Here is a 17952-nt window from a genome sequence, read left to right as displayed (position 1 = left end):
TTTTTTTCTGTTTTAGTTAAATCTTTCCAAGGCTTTTTTAAATCTATTTTATAAGTTTTAGCAATCACTTCAAGTTCATCAGTGCCATATTCCATATCAAAGCCAATATGATCATCTACGAAACAAGATAAAGCCCCATCATAAATATTTAAATTTTCATCTCTTACAATATGCTTTTCTGTAAATACATGCTCAACTCCAAGCCCCCCGCAAACAGTACATGCCCCCATAGGGTTGTTAAATGAAAATAAATTAGGCTCAATATCTGCAATAGAGTGTCCGCAATTTGCACAAGACCTTTCTGTTGTGTAGAGTTTATAATATTTATCTATTTCAAACTGCTTACTCATTTTTATTTTTTTCTTTTTAGTTTTTGTATCAGCTTCATTATTTTCTTCTTCTGTTATTTGCTCTGTATTTAATTCATGCTCTTCATAGAATGCTACTAAGCCTTTTGTTATTCTTATGGCTCTCTCAATATCATCAGTTATTCTTGATAAATACTTATCTTCAACTTTTATTCTATCTATAACTATTTCTAAAGTGTGCTTCTCATATCTTTTAAGTTCTGGTATTTCATCTTCATCAAATTTATAAACTATATTATCAATTCTTATTCTAGGATATCCTGCAAGTTTTACTTCTTCAATTTCTTTTCTATACTCTCCTTTTCTATCTCTTACAATAGGTGCAAGCACTAAAATTCTTTTCTCTGAAAACTCTCTTAAAACACTTTGTGCAATTTGGTCTTCGCTTTGTTTAGAAATCTTATGTCCGCATTTAGAGCAATACGGCACTCCAAGCCTTGCAAAAAGAAGTCTGAAAAAGTCATAAATCTCTGTAACAGTACCAACAGTAGAGCGAGGATTTTTATTTACGCTTTTTTGATCTATAGAAATAGTAGGAGATAACCCTTCAATATGTTCAACATCAGCCTTAGCCATAACTCCCAAAAACTGTCTTGCATAGGCTGATAATGATTCTAAATATCTTCTTTGCCCTTCTTTAAAAATAGTATCGAATGCAAGCGAGCTTTTTCCGCTTCCTGATACTCCTGTTAAAGTAGTTAGAGTTTTATGAGGTATTGAAAGTGATATATTTTTAAGGTTATGCTCTTTAGCACCTCTTATTTCTATAGAATTGTTAGCCATTAATTTATCCTCTTAAAAAAGTTAAAGTATTATAACATAATTTATAAAAAGTATAAATAATTATTAACCTATTTTTAATTATAATAAATTTATAATACCATCAATAAAAAGTACTTTACATATTGAAAATAATTCCGAGTAATATAATATAAAATACAAAAAATTTAAGAAAGACTATGACTGTTTATATTATAGTATTTATTGTAGTATTTTGTATATTGCTTTTTATTGCAAGTAAAATACTTCCAAAATTGTATTCAAAATATGTCCAGTCCGATATGGATAGAGTAAATAATTATATAGCATCAGAAAAATATAATTTTGCAATAAAAAAATTAAGAGATATGCTATCCAAAAATAAAGTGCATAATAAATCTTATAAAATATATAAAATTATAGGCGATTGTTATTATAAAATGGGTGAATATCCCTTTGCTATAGTTGAATATAGACATGCAATAGATACAGGCGATGATTCTCCAGAAACAGTAATATCTTTAGGAAGATCTTTAAATGCTATAGGAAGAAAAGAAGAATCATTAGCACAGTTTTTATCTTTATTAAAATTGGGTGGAGAATATAAAGTAAATGTTTCTATAGAAATAGGAAAAATATATTATGAGAATGGTCAATATAATACAGCTTTTCAGTTTTTTGAGAATGCTTTAGAAGCTGATTCTACAAATAAAGAAGCCTCTAAATATAAAGCATATTGTTATGTTAGTGCTGGCAATTATAATGAAGCTATAGTTATAATGAATAGTATTATTAATAAATATCCTAATGACCCAGCTTTGAATTATAACTTAGGACGAGCATATAAAGGAAAATTAGACTGTAAAAATGCTATTAAGCATTATAAAATATCAAGCAAAGATAGAGAATATGCTATTAAATCTTTGTATGAGATAGCTTTATGTTATATAGAATTAAACAATATAGAGTTTGCTATTAAATATTTAGAAATGGCCATTGCTTATGATGGTATTGATAAAGAATTGAATTTAGCTATATTGTATCAATTATCTGAATGTTATAGTAGAATGGAAAATCTTAATAAGGCTATAGAATACTTAGAAAATATAATCATTATAAATCCAAATTATAAAGATGCTGAGAAAAAATTAGCTGAATATAAAGAGTCAAGATATAGTGATAATATTAAGAACTTCTTTAAACTTGATGAAAATGAATTTGCTGATTTGGCATTAAAAATAGTGTCTACTATGAATTTAATTCCATATTCATTAAAGACTACAGATAAGAAATATGTTATAATTTTTGCTAAAGATGGTAAGAGTGTTCATTCTACTAAAAAGATAGTATTCTTTAGAATGTCTTATAGCCCTATATTTAATGAGGAGCTTATACAGTTATATGATTATGCTGTTAATTCTAATATAGTTAATTCTGTACTTGTAACTTGTGCTATGGCTACTCCTGATGCTATAAGATATGCCGCTATGTCTAGAATTGATATAGTAGGTATTAAACGTTTAGAAAGTTTAGTTGAAAAGTCTACATTTACAAGTGTTCCTGTTGGTGTTACTAGAAGTGAAGAAAAATTAGATTGGATTATATAAATTTTATCTTATGAAAAAAGTTCAAGATTTTTATTTTAAAAAGGCTAAAGAAGAAAATTATAAAGCTAGAAGTGTATTTAAATTGGAAGAGGCACAAAATAAGTTCAAGTTTATTAAATCATCTGACAATGTACTTGATGTGGGCTGTTCTCCCGGTTCTTTTAGCCAGTATATGCTTAATAAGATTATTAAAACAGGTTCTGTTGTTGGGGTTGATATACTTCCTAATAATTTATCGCATCAGAGATTTAAATTTATTCTTGGTGATATAAAAGAGATGGATTCTTCTACTTTTGATAATATAGAGTTTGATGTTGTTGTTAGTGATGCTATGCCCAATACTACTTCAGACAGAGAAACTAATCATTTGCGTTCTATAGGTTTATGTGAAAAAATATTTTATTTGGCAAAAGATGTATTAAAAGATAATGGCAATTTTTTTATAAAGGTTTTTGACGGAAAAGATTTGCCTAATTTTAAAAAAGAGCTTAATGATTATTTTAATTCTGTAACAGTGTTTAAGCCAAAAAGTTCAAGAGATGAAAGCAGAGAAGTATTTTTATTTGCAAAGGGTTTTAAAAAGTTAAAAGGGTAGGTATAAAACCCACCCTCTTACAAAAATTATTATAAAGATTTAACTATGTCTTTTAGTTTATTTAAATCATCAGCATTAGGGTGCCCCATAGCATTTGAATGATTAGCTAATTTTCCTTCTATAACTTTTTTCTCATCATCAGTAGCAGCTTTAGCTAACATATTCTCAAGATTTTTTTTCTGTCCCTCTATCCACTGACCTTGACAAGCATAAGTGCCAATTATTGTATTAGAAGAATCTATAAATGTTTTAGCAGGATTAAGCATTTTATCATAATAAGCTTGATTATCTCCATAACCAACTGTCATAAATAAAAATACTTTTTTGTTTTTTAATGTTTCCATAAATTTGCCAGCAGCCTCATCGCAAGTGCCCTTGTAGCTTCCAGCACCAACAAATACTATATCAGAATCATTAATTTTAGCATTGTCTACTGCATTTGCTTTAACGCATTGTAAGCATTCTCCATTAGCAGCTTCTTTTATAGCAAGAGCTAATTTTTCTGTATTTCCGCTTTTACTTGTATAAACTATTGAGTATTTCATTTTACAATCTCCTTTAAATGTTAGATTATTCTAATAATATATTATTTGAATATTTTTGCAAGTGTAATATTTTGTGAAAATTAGTATCTTAACATATTGACAAACTTCGATATGTTTGCTATAATACACATCGATAAAGTTCGATATATATTAGGGGGCACAATGAAGAATTATAAAAAAGATGCTTCTGTGTTTAAAGCTTTTTGTGATGAGAATAGACTTCAAATATTAGATATGTTAAAAGAAGGGGAGATATGTGCTTGTAAAATTTTAGAGAAACTAAATATCGTTCAGTCAACATTATCACATCACATGAAAATACTTTTAGATGCCAAAATAGTAAACGGCAGAAAAGAGGGTAAATGGACTCATTATAGTATAAATAAACAAGGCTTTGAAGATGCAAAAAATATTCTTAACTTTTATGGAGAACATTTAGATAACTCAAAGACTAGCAAGAAAATAAAATGCAAATGTGATTAAAGTAATATAATTAAAATTAGGATATTAAAAAATGGAAAACATAAAAACTATATTTATCTTTATACAAGACCAAATTATATCTATGAAATGGCTTAATGTTTTGATAGGCAATATATTAAATAATTTTGCTATGTCAGAAACATTAAAAGGCGTTATACAATTTTTTGTTTATGATGTTATAAAAATATTTATTCTTCTTTCAGTGTTAATATTTTGTATATCATATATTCAAAGCTACTTCCCTCCTGAAAGAACTAAAAAAATATTAGGAAGATTTAATGGAATATCAGCAAATATATTAGCAGCACTTTTTGGAACTGTTACTCCATTTTGCTCTTGTTCTTCTATACCTCTTTTTATAGGTTTTACTTCTGCGGGCATACCAATATCTATGACATTTTCTTTTTTAATATCATCGCCTCTTGTTGATTTGGCTTCTTTAATACTTCTTTCAAGCGTATTTGGAATGAAGATTGCTATTGCTTATGTTGTTGTTGGACTTGTACTTGCTGTTTTAGGAGGCACTATAATAGGCAAGCTTAAAATGGAGAGATATTTAGAAGACTTTGTAAAAAACATAAAATCTAATGCTAATATAGAAATAGCAAAGATGACAAAAAAAGATAGGCTAATATATTCAAAAAATCAGGTAAAGCAAACTATAAAAAAGGTTTATTTATATATATTTATAGGTGTAGGAATTGGGGCTTTTATACATAATGTTATACCTGAAGCATGGATAAATGCTATACTTGGAAAAAATAATTGGTATTCTGTTCCTTTGGCTTCTTTGGTTGGTATTCCAATGTATGCTGATATATTCGGTACACTTCCTATTGCTGAGAGTTTATATTATAAGGGGGCTGGTTTGGGAACTATATTATCATTTATGATGTCTGTTACAGCTCTTTCACTTCCTTCTATGATTATGATTAAAAAGGTTGTAAAGATGCCTTTGCTTATAACTTTTGTTGGTATTGTTACTGTGGGTATAATAATAATAGGCTATTTATTTAATGCTTTTTATTTTGTGTAAAAAATTATATTAATTAAAATATGATTGATTATTGGCAGATAATAACAATTTATTACCAGATTATTACGGTAATATTTTAGTTTGACAATTATATCTTATATCTTATACTTCAAAAAAAATATAAGGGATAATTATGAATAAATTTGTTGAAAATGTTTTACTTAATAGTGTTGTAAAATTGTCTAATAATAAATATATTAGTGCAATTAAAGAGGGGGTTATATCTGTTATAAGTATAACTATAGTTGGTAGTTTTTTCTTACTTATAGCATATCCTCCTGTTCCTAGTTCTTGGTTTGAGACTGTTGGACTTTTTAAATGGATTGCATTAAATAGAGATATTATATTAATGCCTTTTCAAGCTACTATGAGCATTATATCAATCTTTGTTATAATAGGTACGGCTTATCATTTATCAAGGAATTTAGAGCTTCCTACAATTCCAACTATATTAATTTCTTTGATAGCATTTTTTATGACTTTAGATTGGACTAAGGCATTAGAAGCAGTATCATTTTCTAAAGTTGTAGTAACAGAGGAAAATCAGCTTGCTTTGATGGAATTGTTGAAATTAGAAAGCTTGCCTAATATTGGAGAGAGTTTTAATGTTTCTTCAGCTCCTTTAAAATCTTTAGGTCTTATAATACCTATGGATAATATGGGCAGTAAGGGAATGTTTGTAGGTTTTTTATGTGTAATTGTTGTATGTTTTATATTTAATTTCTTTAAAAAGAAAAACTTAACTATAAAAATGCCGGACGGTGTTCCTGAAGGAGTAATAAGGTCATTCGAAGCTTTAATTCCTTTGTTGGTTATAGTGTCATTATTCGAACTTCTTCATTTAATACCAACTTTATTTCCAAAACAATTTCCTTCAGGCATTATAGATTTACATGTAATATTACAAAAATTATTCTTCTGGCTTCCTATTATAATAAACAGTTTGCCAGGAGCATTGATAATGGTGTTTTTTATATGTTTCTTATGGTGTTTGGGTATTCATGGAAGTTCTATAGTAGAGGCTTTCACTATGCCAATACTTTTACAGCTTTTTGAGGCTAATGCTCAGGCGTATATAAGCGGTGAGGCTATACCTTATATATTAACAAATCAGTTTTATTATGCTTTTGTATGGATAGGTGGAGGTGGCGGTACTCTTGGACTTGTTATATTGATGGCTTTTGTGGCAAAATCAAAATATATGAAAGTTTTAGGAAAATCTTCTTTGGCTCCTTGTTTATTTAATATTAATGAACCTATAGTGTTTGGAACTCCTATAGTACTTAATCCATATTTAATGGTGCCATATATTGCAGGTCCTATGATATGTGTTATTATATCTTATATAGCTACTAAGATAGGTTTTATTTCTCAGACTGTTGCTGTTGTGCCTTGGACTTTCCCTGCTCCTTTATATGCTTATTTTGCTACGGGTGGAGATTGGAAGGCTATAATATTGGTTTTAATTAATTTAGCTGTTTTAACTGCTATGTATTTCCCTTTCTTAATAGCTTATGATAAAAAACTTTTATTAGAAGAGTTAGAAGAAGAAAATAAATAATTATAAAATAAAAAAGGAGAGTATATTATTATGGGTAAAAGAATTTTTGAACTTGCTTTAGAAGATGTGTTAAACATGAATGCATCTTTATTAAAAGATATTATAAAAAAATCTGAGGGAAGGTCTGTTATGGCAGAAGTATGCTGCGGACATCAACCTTTAATAGATTCCGTTAGTAATGCAGAAGCAGCAAGTGCATTCGGTGCTGATTTTATTACATTAAATTTATTTGATATGAATAAGCCTTTTATTTGGGGATTGTATAAAGAAAATCCTGATTCATCAGAGAAAACTTGGCTTTCTGCAAGATTAAAAGGTTTGGTTAATGAAATAAATAAAAATAATGAAAATATAGTAAAAGATTTGAAAAAAATTACAGGAAGATTAATTGGTGTTAATTTAGAGCCTGTTCCAGAAGATAGTAATTATAATCCTGGTTTTAGGGCTTCAAAAGAAAATTATGAGAAACTTCTTAAATATGGTTTTGATTATGTTGTTCTTACAGGAAATCCTAATACAGGTGTTACAATAGAAAATATAGCAAAGTCTGCTAAAGAATTAAAAACTGTGTGCGGAGATAAAATTCTTATTATTGCTGGCAAGATGCATGGAGCTGGCGGAGATAATGTATATTCTATGGAAGAGCTTGACAATATGGTTAAGGCTGGTGCTGATGTTGTTATGGTTGGTGCTCCTTCAACGCTTCCTGGTTATACTGTTGATTTTGTTCATGAACAGATAAAGAGAATACATAGTTTCGGTGCTTTAGCAAAAACTGCTATAGGTACTTCTCAAGAAGGTGCTGATGTTAATACTATTAGAGAGATGACTTTATGGTCAAAGATGGCTGGTGCTGATATTGTGCATATTGGAGATGCTGCTTATAGCGGAATGTCATTGCCTGAAAATATTATGGCTATGTCTATTGCTCTTAGGGGTATAAGACACACTTATAGGAGAATGGCTTACAGAAAATAATTTGTTTAAAAAGTTTATATAGCATAAATTTATTTGATATTTTTTAAAAATAAATTTGCAATTATATTAATATACCTATATGATGTATATATAAAAAACTTTTAAGAGGTATATATGCAAAGAATAGATTTCGGCTGAGGCTGTTTACCTGACTCTCTAGAAGATGAGAGTATACAAAGAGAAGTAGATAAAATCTTATTATTATCTAACGAAAACTCTGCTGAAATGCTTACTAATTTGCAAAATGCTATAAATAAATTAAATATTGAGTTTCCTATTAAATCCACTGATGATAAGGCTACAATGTCGTATTATGGTGTTATGACTTTGCCTGCACTTATAATAAATGATGAACTTGTTTCTTATGGTGAAATTCTTTCAGAAGAGAGGTTAATAGGTATTTTAAAAGAAAAATTGTTATAATTTATATATAATAAATAAATTTTTTAAGGAGAAAATTATATGTCATTAAAAGATCTTTTTTTTGGTAATGGAGGCTGTGGCTGAGGCCCTGTTATAGATCCCTTCGGTGAAGAGGAAAAAGTACAAGAAGAACCTATTGAGGCAAGAGTAAAAATACTTGGTACAGGCTGTGAAAATTGCAGAAAATTAGAAGAAAACACTATAGCTGCAATCGAAGAAGCTAAACTTGATTTGGCTATCAAACATGTAGAAAATATGGAAGATATAGCATTTTATGGTGTTATGTCAACTCCAGCTTTGGTTTTAGATGATAAGGTTCTTTCTTATGGAAAAGTATTAAGTAAAGAAGAGATCATTGAATTATTGAAAGCTAATTTATAATTTTTTATTATTAAATTTTATATAAAAGAGATGGGTATTTTTATATTCATCTCTTTTTTTATCATCATTTTTTATAATATAACAAATATTTATCTGTTAATTTATCTATATTGTTCTAATTTTAATATGTATTTTTTCTTTTTTGATTTAATAAAAAATTAAAAAAATATTGCATTTTTTATAAAAAATATATGGTTTTCTCTTGCAATAACTATATTTATGTAGTATATTATATTTATTAATAATTAATACTAATAAGGAGTAATTAAAATGTCAGATAAAAAATTAACAACTGAATTTGGTGCCCCTGTAGAGAATAATCAACATTCTATGACAGCAGGTGCAAGAGGACCTATGTTGCTTCAAGATGTATGGTTTATGGAAAAGATGGCACATTTTGATAGAGAAGTTATACCAGAAAGAAGAATGCACGCTAAAGGTTCTGGGGCTTATGGTACATTTACAGTTACTCATGATATAACAAAATATACTAAAGCAAAAATATTCTCTGAAATTGGAAAGAAAACAGATTTATTTGTAAGATTTTCTACTGTAGCAGGTGAGAGGGGAGCTGCTGATGCTGAAAGAGATATAAGAGGATTTGCTATTAAGTTTTATACTGAAGAAGGAAACTGGGACTTGGTAGGAAACAATACTCCTGTATTTTATTTTAGAGACCCTTTGAAATTTCCTGATTTGAACCATGCTGTAAAAAGAGACCCAAAAACTAATATGAGAAGTGCTCAAAATAAATGGGATTTCTTAACTTCACTTCCTGAAGCTATTCACCAAATAACTATAGATATGAGTGATAGAGGTATACCTTATAGTTATAGGCATATGCATGGATTTAGTAGTCATGCTTATAGCTTTATAAACAAAGAAGGTAAAAGATATTGGGTAAAATTCCATTTCAAGACTCAGCAAGGAATTAAAAATTTAACTGATGAAGAAGCTGCAGCAATAATAGCAAAAGACAGAGAAAGTTCTCAAAAAGATTTGTTTGAAGCTATAGAAAGAGGCGACTTCCCTAAATGGAATATGAAAATTCAAATAATGACTGAAGAGCAAGCAAATGCAAGTAAAAGAAATCCATTTGACTTAACTAAAACTTGGTCACAAAAAGAATATCCTCTAATTGATGTTGGTGTTTTAGAATTAAATAGAAACCCTGAAAATTATTTTGCAGAAGTAGAGCAATCAGCATTCAGCCCTTCTACAATAGTGCCAGGTATTGGATTCTCACCAGACAGAATGCTTCAAGGAAGATTATTCTCATACACTGATACTCAAAGATATAGATTAGGTGTTAACTATGCAAGCATACCAGTAAATGCTCCTAAGTTTAAACCTAACACTTATCACAGAGATGGATATATGAGAGTAGAGTCTAATGGTTCTAAGGTAGAATATGAGCCAAACTCACAAGGTGAATGGAAAGAGCAAAGAGAATATGCTGAACCGCCTTTGAAGATTTACGGTGATGCTTATAGATATGACCACAGAGAAGATGATGATGATTATTACACTGATGCAAGAGCTTTATTTAATCTTATGACAGATGCACAAAAACAAGTGTTGTTTGAAAATACAGCAAGAGATATGAATGGTGTTACTAAAGAAGTGCAATTAAGACATATTAAAAACTGTATGAATGTTGATAAAGCTTATGGACTTGGGGTTGCCAAAGCATTAGGTTTTGATGAGAAGGATATAAAATAAGAAAATAACTAAATAACAATCTCCATAAATAATACGATAATAGTCAATCGATTTGTTTCGGTTGGCTATTATTGTTTTTATGGGCATAATTGTTAATTAACATAATATAGTTTACATAATTTTATATTATTAATTAAGATAATATTCTATATATACATGTTTAATTAAATTTTTAAATACAAAATTTTTTATAAAAAATAATTAAAAAAAACTTGTTATTTAATAAAACTCTTCATTAATATATTTTAATCTAATAAAAAATAATTTTGAAAAACAAAATATTTTTTTCATTTCTGTATTGACATAATTGTGATTTTACTATATAAGACTTGTGTCAATTCAAGAGCTAGTGTTTTTGAATTTGGCAATTAAAACTATTTAGGAGTAAATCAATATTATGAAAAAGATTTTGATTTTCTTAAGTCTCGTAAGCATGTTCATGCTTATTTCTTGCGGCGGCGGTGCCTCTAGTTCTACTGATATCGTTATAACAGGTTCTTCTTCAGTTTCCCCTCTAATGTTCAAATTAGCTGAAAAGTTTGAAGAAGTTAATTCCAACTATACTGTAACAGTAGAAACATCAGATTCAACTATTGGAGTTCAGGACACTATAAACGGAAACAACAATATAGGTATGGCTTCAAGAAATTTGAAAGAAGATGAGTTGCCTAGTTTAGATGCTTATTTATTGTGTCAAGATGGTATAGTAATCATCGCTAATAAAGATGCTGACATTGCTCAGATAAGCGAAGAAGAATTATACAATCTTTACATGAACAATACTGCTATAGGAACAGTAACTAAATCTATTTCAAGAGAAGATGGTTCTGGTACAAGAAGTGCTTTTACAGACTTAACTTCTATCGGAAAAGAAAATCCATTACCTGCAACTGTTGAAATATTAGATGGAACAGGAAAGGTTAAGACATCAGTAATGAGTGATGCTTCAAAGATTGGATATATTTCTTTGGGTTCTATTGATGATACAATAAAGCCTTTAGCATATAAAGCAAAAGGTCAAAATGAATATGTTCAAGCATCAGTAGAAAATATTAAAAGTGATGCCTACAAGCTATACCGTCCTTTCTATATATTCACTAAAAAGGGTGTTGAGCTCGATGAAGGAACTAAGGCGTTCTTAGACTTCATTAATAGTGAAACAGGGAAAGCGGTCATAAACGAAAATGGTTATGTAGCTAACTAATTTGAAATGAATAAGTCGATGTACAATATTTTTTGTATATCGGCTTTTTTTATTTCTAAGTAATTTTTAAGGACATGTATTTTGAGTAAGAATATTAATAAATATAAGTTTAATGAAATAATAGATAATATAATGAGATATATATTTTTTATATGTTCTATATTTTCAGTTATAGTTGTATTTTCAATATGTATTTTTATATTTATCTATAGTCTGCCAATATTTAAAGAGGTTGGATTTTTTAAATTTGTTTTTGGAATGAATTGGTCGCCTTCGTCAAAGGATTTTGGAATATTGCCGATGATTGTAGGCTCTTTATATATCACTATTCTTTCTGTATTTCTTGGGGGAGGATTTGGTTTTTTTACAGCGGTTTATATATCAATGTTTGCTCCAAAAAATATAAGAGTAATATTGTCTCAAGTAATAGATTTGCTTGCGGGCATTCCTTCTATAGTTTATGGTTTTTTTGGAATGGTGGTATTAGTGCCTTTTCTAAAAAACTTATCTCCTAATGATGTAGGTGAAGGGGTGTTAGCTAGTTCTATAATACTTGCCATAATGATACTTCCAACTATAACATCAATTACAAGATACAATTTGGAAGCTGTTTACAAATATTATTATGACGGTGCTAGGGCTTTGGGTAATACTCATTCACAAGCTATTTTTGGTGTTATAGTGAAGGCTGCAAAGTCGGGAATATTTTCTGCTATAGTACTTGGCATGGGCAGGGCTATTGGTGAAACTATGGCTGTTATGATGGTGGCAGGTAATGCTCCTTTTATACCTAAAGATTTATTCTCATATTTTAGAACTATGACTATTAACATAGCATTAGAAATGGGGTATGCAACAGGCAATCATAGGTCAGCATTAATTGCAACTGCTTTTGTATTGCTCATATTTATACTCATAATCAATATAGTGCTTTCTATTCTAAAAAGAAATAATTTGTATTTTTCATTTTCTTTTTCTAGTCTTTTTAGAAAAAATAAAGAGCTTAAAACAAATATAAATGATTTTTCTTTTAAGAAGTTTGACATGAAAATGAGTACTATAAAAGCTAGTATTTTAGAATATATTTCTGTGTTTGCTTCTATTGTATCTACACTGCTTTTAGTATTTATAGTATTATTTATACTTATTAGAGGGCTTCCTCATATAACATTAAATTTACTATTTGGTGAAAGCAACAATTCTCAAATGACGCTTTTGCCTGCAATAGTTTCTACTTCTATGATGCTTTTTATGTCTTTAATAATAGCAATTCCATTAGGAGTATTTGCTGCTATTTATTTAACAGAATATTCAAAAGCAAAAAGTCAATTAATATCTATAATAAGAATATTTACAGACAGTTTATCAGGAATACCTTCAATAGTGTTTGGGCTTTTTGGTATGTTGGTGTTTGCTAATTTGTTTGGCATGGGAAGAAGTATAATGGCGGGTTCTCTTACATTAGTGTTAATAATACTTCCTTCCATAATAAGGCAGACTGAGGAAACATTGCTCTCAATACCTCCAAGTTTACGCGAAGGTAGTTTGGCATTAGGTGCTTCAAAGGTGAGAACAATATTTAAGATAGTTTTACCTTGCGGTTTCTCTGGAATAATGACTTCTGTTATTTTAAGTATTGGTAGGATAGTTGGAGAGAGTGCTGCTTTAATATATACTGCAGGTGCTGTTAGATATATGCCTAAGGGGTATTTTAGTGCGGGAAGTTCTTTTTCTGTTATGATGTGGATGTTTTCAAGCGAAGGGCTTTATATTAATCAAACATTCGCTACAGCAAGCATTTTGCTTATAATGGTTATACTTCTTAATGCTTCATTATTTTTAGTGAATACAAAATTAAAAAAAGATTATTAAATTTCTAAAAGGATTGAATATATATGGCTAATGAATTAAATAATATAGTAGATTTTGATTTTAATACTGACATAGCTATTAAGGTTAGAGATTTAGATTTATATTATGAATCTTTTCAGGCTTTAAAAAAGATAAATATTGATATAAACAAAAATAGCGTAACAGCCTTTATAGGGCCTTCTGGCTGCGGAAAATCTACTCTTTTAAAAACTTTTAATAGAATGAATGATTTAATTCCAAACTGCAAAATAGAAGGGGATATAGAAATAGCTGGAGTTAATATATATAATAAAAATGTTAATGTATCGTATTTGAGAAAAAATGTAGGAATGGTTTTTCAGAAATCTAATCTTTTTGCTATGAGCGTTTATGATAATATTGCTTATGGACCAAGAACTTTTGGAATAAAAAAGAAATCAGAGTTAGATGAGATAGTTGAATATAGTTTAACAAAGGCTGCTATTTGGGACGATATAAAGGACAGGCTTAATAAAAATGCTTTAGGGCTTTCTGGAGGTCAGCAACAGAGATTATGTATTGCTAGGGCTTTATCGGTTAATCCAAAAATACTTCTTATGGACGAGCCTACAAGTGCATTAGACCCAATAAGCACTGGAAAAATAGAAGACCTTGTTGATGAGCTTAAAAATGAATACACTATAGTAATAGTTACACATAATATGCAGCAGGCTATGAGGGTGTCTGATAAGACGGCTTTCTTTTTGTTTGGCGAGATTATAGAATATAGAGATACTGAAGAGATATTCTCTAAGCCTCAAGACCAAAGAACAGAGAGATACATAACTGGAAGATTTGGTTGATTTTTATTGTTTATTATTTTTAATAAAAAAACGGAGTTAAAAAATGAAAAAATTTGAAGAAGAATTAAATAAATTAACAGAATATGTTGTTGAAGCAGGCGACATGATAATAGAGGCTTTAAGAAATTCTACAAAAGCTTTAACAAATGGAGATATTGAACTTGCAAATCAAGTTATAGAAAATGATAGAAATATAAATAGAATATCCTATAGAATAGAAAGCTCATCATTAAAAATGCTTTTATTAGAACACCCAGTAGCTACTGATTTAAGAATAGTTTCATCTGCATTAAAGATAGCTACAGATTTAGAGAGAATAGGGGATCAGGCTAAGGATATATGCGATTTGCTTAGATTCTTATTAGAAGGAAATGTGTATAAAAATAATATTGAGACTATAATAGAGATGTCTAATATTATTGATGAGATGATTAATAATTGTCTTAAGGCATTTAAAGAGAAAAATGGAGAATTGTCTAAGAGTGTGATTGAAAGAGATGATTATGTGGATAAATTATTCTACAAGATGCGTGATGCTATGGTTAATTTAATAAAGAGCGGTACTGAGAATGCTGACCAGGCTATATATTTGATGATGATAGCTAAGTATTTTGAGAAGATGGGAGACCATGCTGAAAATATAGCTAAGTGGGTTTATTATTATAGCACAGGTGACAGGGTGAAATAATTAAAAAATACATAATTTTATAATATTAAAAATTTTGCAGTGCAGTATTGACTATATTATGCTTTTATTATATACTAACTGCAAAATTATTGTTAACTTTTTTTGGAGGAAATGATGGCAAGAGTATGTGAAATATGTGGCAAAGGTAAACAGAATGGACATAGCGTTAGCCACTCAAATATTAAAACTAAACGCTCATTCAATGCTAACTTGCAAAATATAAAAATAGAACTTAATGGTTCTACTAAAAAAGCTTTGGTTTGCACTAAATGTATTAAAGGAAACAAAGTAGTAAAAGCTAAATAATGAAAGTAGAAATTGGAAAATTCGCAGGTTTTTGTGACGGTGTTAAATATGCCGTTGAAAAAACTTTTTCTCAAGCATCTAAAAGTAATGAAGAGATTTATGTAGACGGTCATCTTATACATAATCCTCAAACTTTAGATATGCTTGAAAAAACAGGCGTTAAAACCTACGAAGATACTGAAGATGATATGTCTGTGCTTGATAATAAAACTGTAATTATAAGAGCACATGGCATATCACCAGAAAGAAGAGAAGCTTTATCTAGTCATGCAAAAAAAATAGTTAATCTTACTTGCAAATATGTCGCAAAAATTCAAGCTCTAGTAAAAAAACATAGTTCATTAGGTTATAGGGTTATTGTTATAGGCAATCCTACTCACCCTGAAATTATTGGCGTGTGCGGTTTTGCAAAAGATGTTTATGTTGTTTATAAAGATGAAGATATAGACAAGCTTCCAGAAGATGATAAAAAAACTCTAATAGTAGCTCAAACAACACTTCAAAAAGAAACATTTAATAAATTCGTTTCTCAAATACAAGATAAATACAAAAACTCTGAATTAATAATAAAAAATACAATATGCGAAGCTACCGAACAAAGACAAAATGAAATATTGGATATAGCTAAAAGAAACGATGTAGTTCTTGTTATAGGCGGAAGCGAGAGCAGCAATACCAGAAACTTATACAAAATAGCTTCCAGTATAAAGCCTTCATTTTATGTAGAGTTTAAAGAAGATTTGGAAAAAATAGACCTTACCCCCTACAAAAATGTAGGTATAATGGCAGGGGCTTCCACTCCTGATTGGCTTATAGAAGATATTGCTCAAACTATAAAAGATAATTATTCAAGCAGTTTTTATAGAGGTATTAATAAAGTATTTGATTTTCTTAATTATGGTTATATATTTTTTTCTTTCGGTGCTTTTTTAATGTCTTATGCTATTTATGATATTTTAGATAAACCCTTTCAATATAGAATAGGGGTGATAGTGGCATTATATTATTTATTTATGAGTTTGGGTAATGGATACAGCAATTATACCATTAAAATTAGCGACAAAAGACGATACCTTTTCTATCAAAAATATAAACCAGCATTTTTAACTATTATCGTTGTAAGTGCATTGATTATGTTTTATCTTGCATATAATGTTGATGTAGGTATATTAATGCTTACAATATTATCTACGCTTTTAGGAACTGCATACAATATTAGCTTTGAAAAAAATGATAGATTTAATCACTCTTTTTTCTTTAGACTATTTAAAAGATTAGTTCCATTTAAAGCTATAATTATATCTATTGCAGTTACAACGCTTTTAAATGGTTCTATACTACTTCTTAATAGAAACATATTAAAAGAAAATACATTGTCTTATCTATTTTCTGTTAGTATTGTTTTTATATTTATGTTTATAAGACAGGCTTTGATAGAAATAAAATTTTCACAAAGCGACAAGATAGCAGGAGCTGTTACTTTAACTACCTATATAGATTCAGATAAATTGGCAATAATTACAGCTATCATACCAATAATATTATTAATAGGTGTAATTATAGCAAATATATTTTTCTCAGACTTTAACAATATGAAATATTTTATACCTGTTTTATATAGCAGTATAATATCATTTATAGTGATGAAAAGAAGAGTGATAACAAGCAGGCATTTATTTTCTATATTAATAGATTCTACATTATATGTATTATTTTTAGCGGCATTAATTTAAAAATAATTTATTTACAGAAAATTAATACCGCTGATGATTATTCCTTTCTTCTAAAGAGTGAAGAAGATGATGATTGTAAATGATTTGCTCTTAAATCAATAAGTTCAAATATAGTAGCAGAAGATAAACTTTCTCTCAAAGCTTTAGGAGCTTTAAGTAATTTAATAATCTCTTCATTAACCATCCATTCTTCATCATAATTACTGCTGATTGAATCTCTTGGAGCATATATCATATTGCTTCTAGCTAATACAATAAATCTGTTATTTTCATCATAATAACCTAACTCAGCAATAAAATAAGCATGAGGCATAGCTAAATTAATGTATCTATCTCCATAAATAGCATTAACATCAATTTCTCTATGTATTTCACCATTTGTAATATCATAACCAAATACATGAAATATTCTCACAGAAATTCTGCGGTTTTTCAAAGAGTGATAAGATATATCATAATCAGATATATCCCAATAGAAAAAGCACCATTCAGGGTCTCTCATCATTAAAGTTAATTTAGTTTCATTATATCTATCAGGTAATTCTCTAACAATATCAACATCATCAGGTATATATTGAGGCTTTGTTTCTTCTTCTTCAATTTCTACTTCAATAACTATTTCTTCTTCTTTTTTACTTTTTTTGGCAGTTTTCTTTGTTGTAGTTTTTTTAGCAGCTGTAGCTTTTTTTGCTGTAGTTTCTTTTTTTACAGTGGCTTTTTTAGCTGTTGCAGTTTTTTTAGCAGAAACTGATTCTTTTGCTGTAGTTGCCTTTTTAGATGTAGTTTTTTTTGCTGAAGCTGTAGCAGATTTTTTAGCTGTTTCTTTTTTTACTGTAGAGTTTTTAGGAGTAGATTCTTTTTTTACTGTAG

18 protein-coding genes are annotated in these 17952 nt (G+C 28.9%); 15 read left to right on the top strand and 3 right to left on the bottom strand.

What is annotated here, in order from left to right; all coding sequences use genetic code 11:
• Nucleotides 1–1151: excinuclease ABC subunit UvrA (locus E6A48_RS02270; protein ID WP_475561304.1), on the bottom strand; the 1151-nt coding region annotated here is incomplete at its 3' end.
• 176 nt (nt 1152–1327) lie between these two features.
• Between E6A48_RS02270 and E6A48_RS02265 the strand changes: the two genes are divergently transcribed.
• Together E6A48_RS02265 and E6A48_RS02260 are read left to right on the top strand one after the other, a co-directional pair.
• Complete coding sequence (locus E6A48_RS02265; RefSeq protein ID WP_219708359.1) at nt 1328–2734, top strand: tetratricopeptide repeat protein; 1407 nt, start codon at nt 1328–1330, stop codon at nt 2732–2734.
• Nucleotides 2735–2744: 10 nt separating this feature from the next.
• Nucleotides 2745–3329 (top strand): SAM-dependent methyltransferase, encoded by a 585-nt coding sequence (locus E6A48_RS02260; RefSeq protein ID WP_219708358.1) that lies wholly within the window; start codon nt 2745–2747, stop codon nt 3327–3329.
• A gap of 29 nt (nt 3330–3358) precedes the next feature.
• On the opposite strand, the gene E6A48_RS02255 is transcribed toward E6A48_RS02260, so the two are convergent.
• Nucleotides 3359–3874 carry a flavodoxin family protein gene (locus E6A48_RS02255; RefSeq protein WP_219708357.1) on the bottom strand — a complete coding sequence of 172 codons (516 nt, stop codon included), beginning with the start codon at nt 3872–3874 and terminating at the stop codon, nt 3359–3361.
• Nucleotides 3875–4036: 162 nt separating this feature from the next.
• Here E6A48_RS02255 and E6A48_RS02250 point away from each other — a divergent pair, with 162 nt between their 5' ends.
• From E6A48_RS02250 to ispH, 13 genes are all read left to right on the top strand, one after another.
• Complete coding sequence (locus E6A48_RS02250; protein ID WP_219708356.1) at nt 4037–4357, top strand: ArsR/SmtB family transcription factor; 321 nt, start codon at nt 4037–4039, stop codon at nt 4355–4357.
• A gap of 31 nt (nt 4358–4388) precedes the next feature.
• Nucleotides 4389–5393 carry a permease gene (locus tag E6A48_RS02245; RefSeq protein WP_013243244.1) on the top strand — a complete coding sequence of 335 codons (1005 nt, stop codon included), beginning with the start codon at nt 4389–4391 and terminating at the stop codon, nt 5391–5393.
• A 133-nt stretch (nt 5394–5526) separates the two neighbouring features.
• On the top strand, nt 5527–6954 hold the full coding sequence (locus E6A48_RS02240) for a PTS sugar transporter subunit IIC (RefSeq protein WP_219708355.1): 1428 nt from the start codon (nt 5527–5529) through the stop codon (nt 6952–6954).
• 30 nt (nt 6955–6984) lie between these two features.
• On the top strand, nt 6985–7932 hold the full coding sequence (locus E6A48_RS02235; protein ID WP_219708354.1) for a DUF7916 family protein: 948 nt from the start codon (nt 6985–6987) through the stop codon (nt 7930–7932).
• Nucleotides 7933–8046: 114 nt separating this feature from the next.
• The gene (locus E6A48_RS11950) at nt 8047–8355 is read left to right on the top strand and encodes a thioredoxin family protein (protein WP_258018515.1); all 309 of its coding nucleotides are present in this window, start codon (nt 8047–8049) and stop codon (nt 8353–8355) included.
• Nucleotides 8356–8448: 93 nt separating this feature from the next.
• On the top strand, nt 8449–8736 hold the full coding sequence (locus tag E6A48_RS02225) for a thioredoxin family protein (RefSeq protein WP_081445689.1): 288 nt from the start codon (nt 8449–8451) through the stop codon (nt 8734–8736).
• Between the two features lie 270 nt (nt 8737–9006).
• Nucleotides 9007–10458 carry a catalase gene (locus E6A48_RS02220; RefSeq protein WP_219708352.1) on the top strand — a complete coding sequence of 484 codons (1452 nt, stop codon included), beginning with the start codon at nt 9007–9009 and terminating at the stop codon, nt 10456–10458.
• A 397-nt stretch (nt 10459–10855) separates the two neighbouring features.
• Nucleotides 10856–11662, top strand: a complete 807-nt coding sequence (locus E6A48_RS02215) for a substrate-binding domain-containing protein (protein WP_219708351.1) — start codon at nt 10856–10858, stop codon at nt 11660–11662.
• Nucleotides 11663–11743: 81 nt separating this feature from the next.
• Complete coding sequence (pstC, locus tag E6A48_RS02210) at nt 11744–13534, top strand: phosphate ABC transporter permease subunit PstC (protein ID WP_219708350.1); 1791 nt, start codon at nt 11744–11746, stop codon at nt 13532–13534.
• A gap of 23 nt (nt 13535–13557) precedes the next feature.
• Nucleotides 13558–14355 (top strand): phosphate ABC transporter ATP-binding protein PstB, encoded by a 798-nt coding sequence (gene pstB / locus E6A48_RS02205; protein ID WP_219708349.1) that lies wholly within the window; start codon nt 13558–13560, stop codon nt 14353–14355.
• A gap of 43 nt (nt 14356–14398) precedes the next feature.
• On the top strand, nt 14399–15043 hold the full coding sequence (phoU, locus tag E6A48_RS02200; protein WP_219708348.1) for a phosphate signaling complex protein PhoU: 645 nt from the start codon (nt 14399–14401) through the stop codon (nt 15041–15043).
• 114 nt (nt 15044–15157) lie between these two features.
• Nucleotides 15158–15349 carry a 50S ribosomal protein L28 gene (gene rpmB / locus E6A48_RS02195; RefSeq protein ID WP_014932896.1) on the top strand — a complete coding sequence of 64 codons (192 nt, stop codon included), beginning with the start codon at nt 15158–15160 and terminating at the stop codon, nt 15347–15349.
• A complete protein-coding gene (gene ispH / locus E6A48_RS02190) occupies nt 15349–17082 on the top strand; it encodes a 4-hydroxy-3-methylbut-2-enyl diphosphate reductase (RefSeq protein WP_219708347.1) in 1734 nt (577 codons plus the stop codon). The genes rpmB and ispH overlap by 1 nt, the downstream gene beginning before the upstream one ends.
• Nucleotides 17083–17119: 37 nt before the next feature.
• On the opposite strand, the gene E6A48_RS02185 is transcribed toward ispH, so the two are convergent.
• The coding region (locus tag E6A48_RS02185; RefSeq protein WP_219708346.1) for a DUF4912 domain-containing protein at nt 17120–17952 on the bottom strand (833 nt) is incomplete at its 5' end.

The sequence above is a fragment of the Brachyspira pilosicoli genome (assembly GCF_019402445.1).
GTDB classification, from domain to species: Bacteria; Spirochaetota; Brachyspiria; order Brachyspirales; family Brachyspiraceae; genus Brachyspira; species Brachyspira pilosicoli_B.
Note: the sequence above shows the minus strand (reverse complement) of the source record. Positions and strands in the feature narration are given on the sequence as shown.

Excerpts from the sequence above, each read along its gene's own strand:
- E6A48_RS02265 (WP_219708359.1), top strand. The coding sequence starts at position 1,328 with ATGACTGTTTATATTATAGTATTTATTGTAGTATTTTGTATATTGCTT.
- E6A48_RS02260 (WP_219708358.1), top strand. The coding sequence starts at position 2,745 with ATGAAAAAAGTTCAAGATTTTTATTTTAAAAAGGCTAAAGAAGAAAAT.
- E6A48_RS02255 (WP_219708357.1), bottom strand. The coding sequence starts at position 3,874 with ATGAAATACTCAATAGTTTATACAAGTAAAAGCGGAAATACAGAAAAA.
- E6A48_RS02250 (WP_219708356.1), top strand. The coding sequence starts at position 4,037 with ATGAAGAATTATAAAAAAGATGCTTCTGTGTTTAAAGCTTTTTGTGAT.
- E6A48_RS02245 (WP_013243244.1), top strand. The coding sequence starts at position 4,389 with ATGGAAAACATAAAAACTATATTTATCTTTATACAAGACCAAATTATA.
- E6A48_RS02240 (WP_219708355.1), top strand. The coding sequence starts at position 5,527 with ATGAATAAATTTGTTGAAAATGTTTTACTTAATAGTGTTGTAAAATTG.
- E6A48_RS02235 (WP_219708354.1), top strand. The coding sequence starts at position 6,985 with ATGGGTAAAAGAATTTTTGAACTTGCTTTAGAAGATGTGTTAAACATG.
- E6A48_RS02220 (WP_219708352.1), top strand. The coding sequence starts at position 9,007 with ATGTCAGATAAAAAATTAACAACTGAATTTGGTGCCCCTGTAGAGAAT.
- E6A48_RS02215 (WP_219708351.1), top strand. The coding sequence starts at position 10,856 with ATGAAAAAGATTTTGATTTTCTTAAGTCTCGTAAGCATGTTCATGCTT.
- pstB (WP_219708349.1), top strand. The coding sequence starts at position 13,558 with ATGGCTAATGAATTAAATAATATAGTAGATTTTGATTTTAATACTGAC.
- phoU (WP_219708348.1), top strand. The coding sequence starts at position 14,399 with ATGAAAAAATTTGAAGAAGAATTAAATAAATTAACAGAATATGTTGTT.
- rpmB (WP_014932896.1), top strand. The coding sequence starts at position 15,158 with ATGGCAAGAGTATGTGAAATATGTGGCAAAGGTAAACAGAATGGACAT.
- ispH (WP_219708347.1), top strand. The coding sequence starts at position 15,349 with ATGAAAGTAGAAATTGGAAAATTCGCAGGTTTTTGTGACGGTGTTAAA.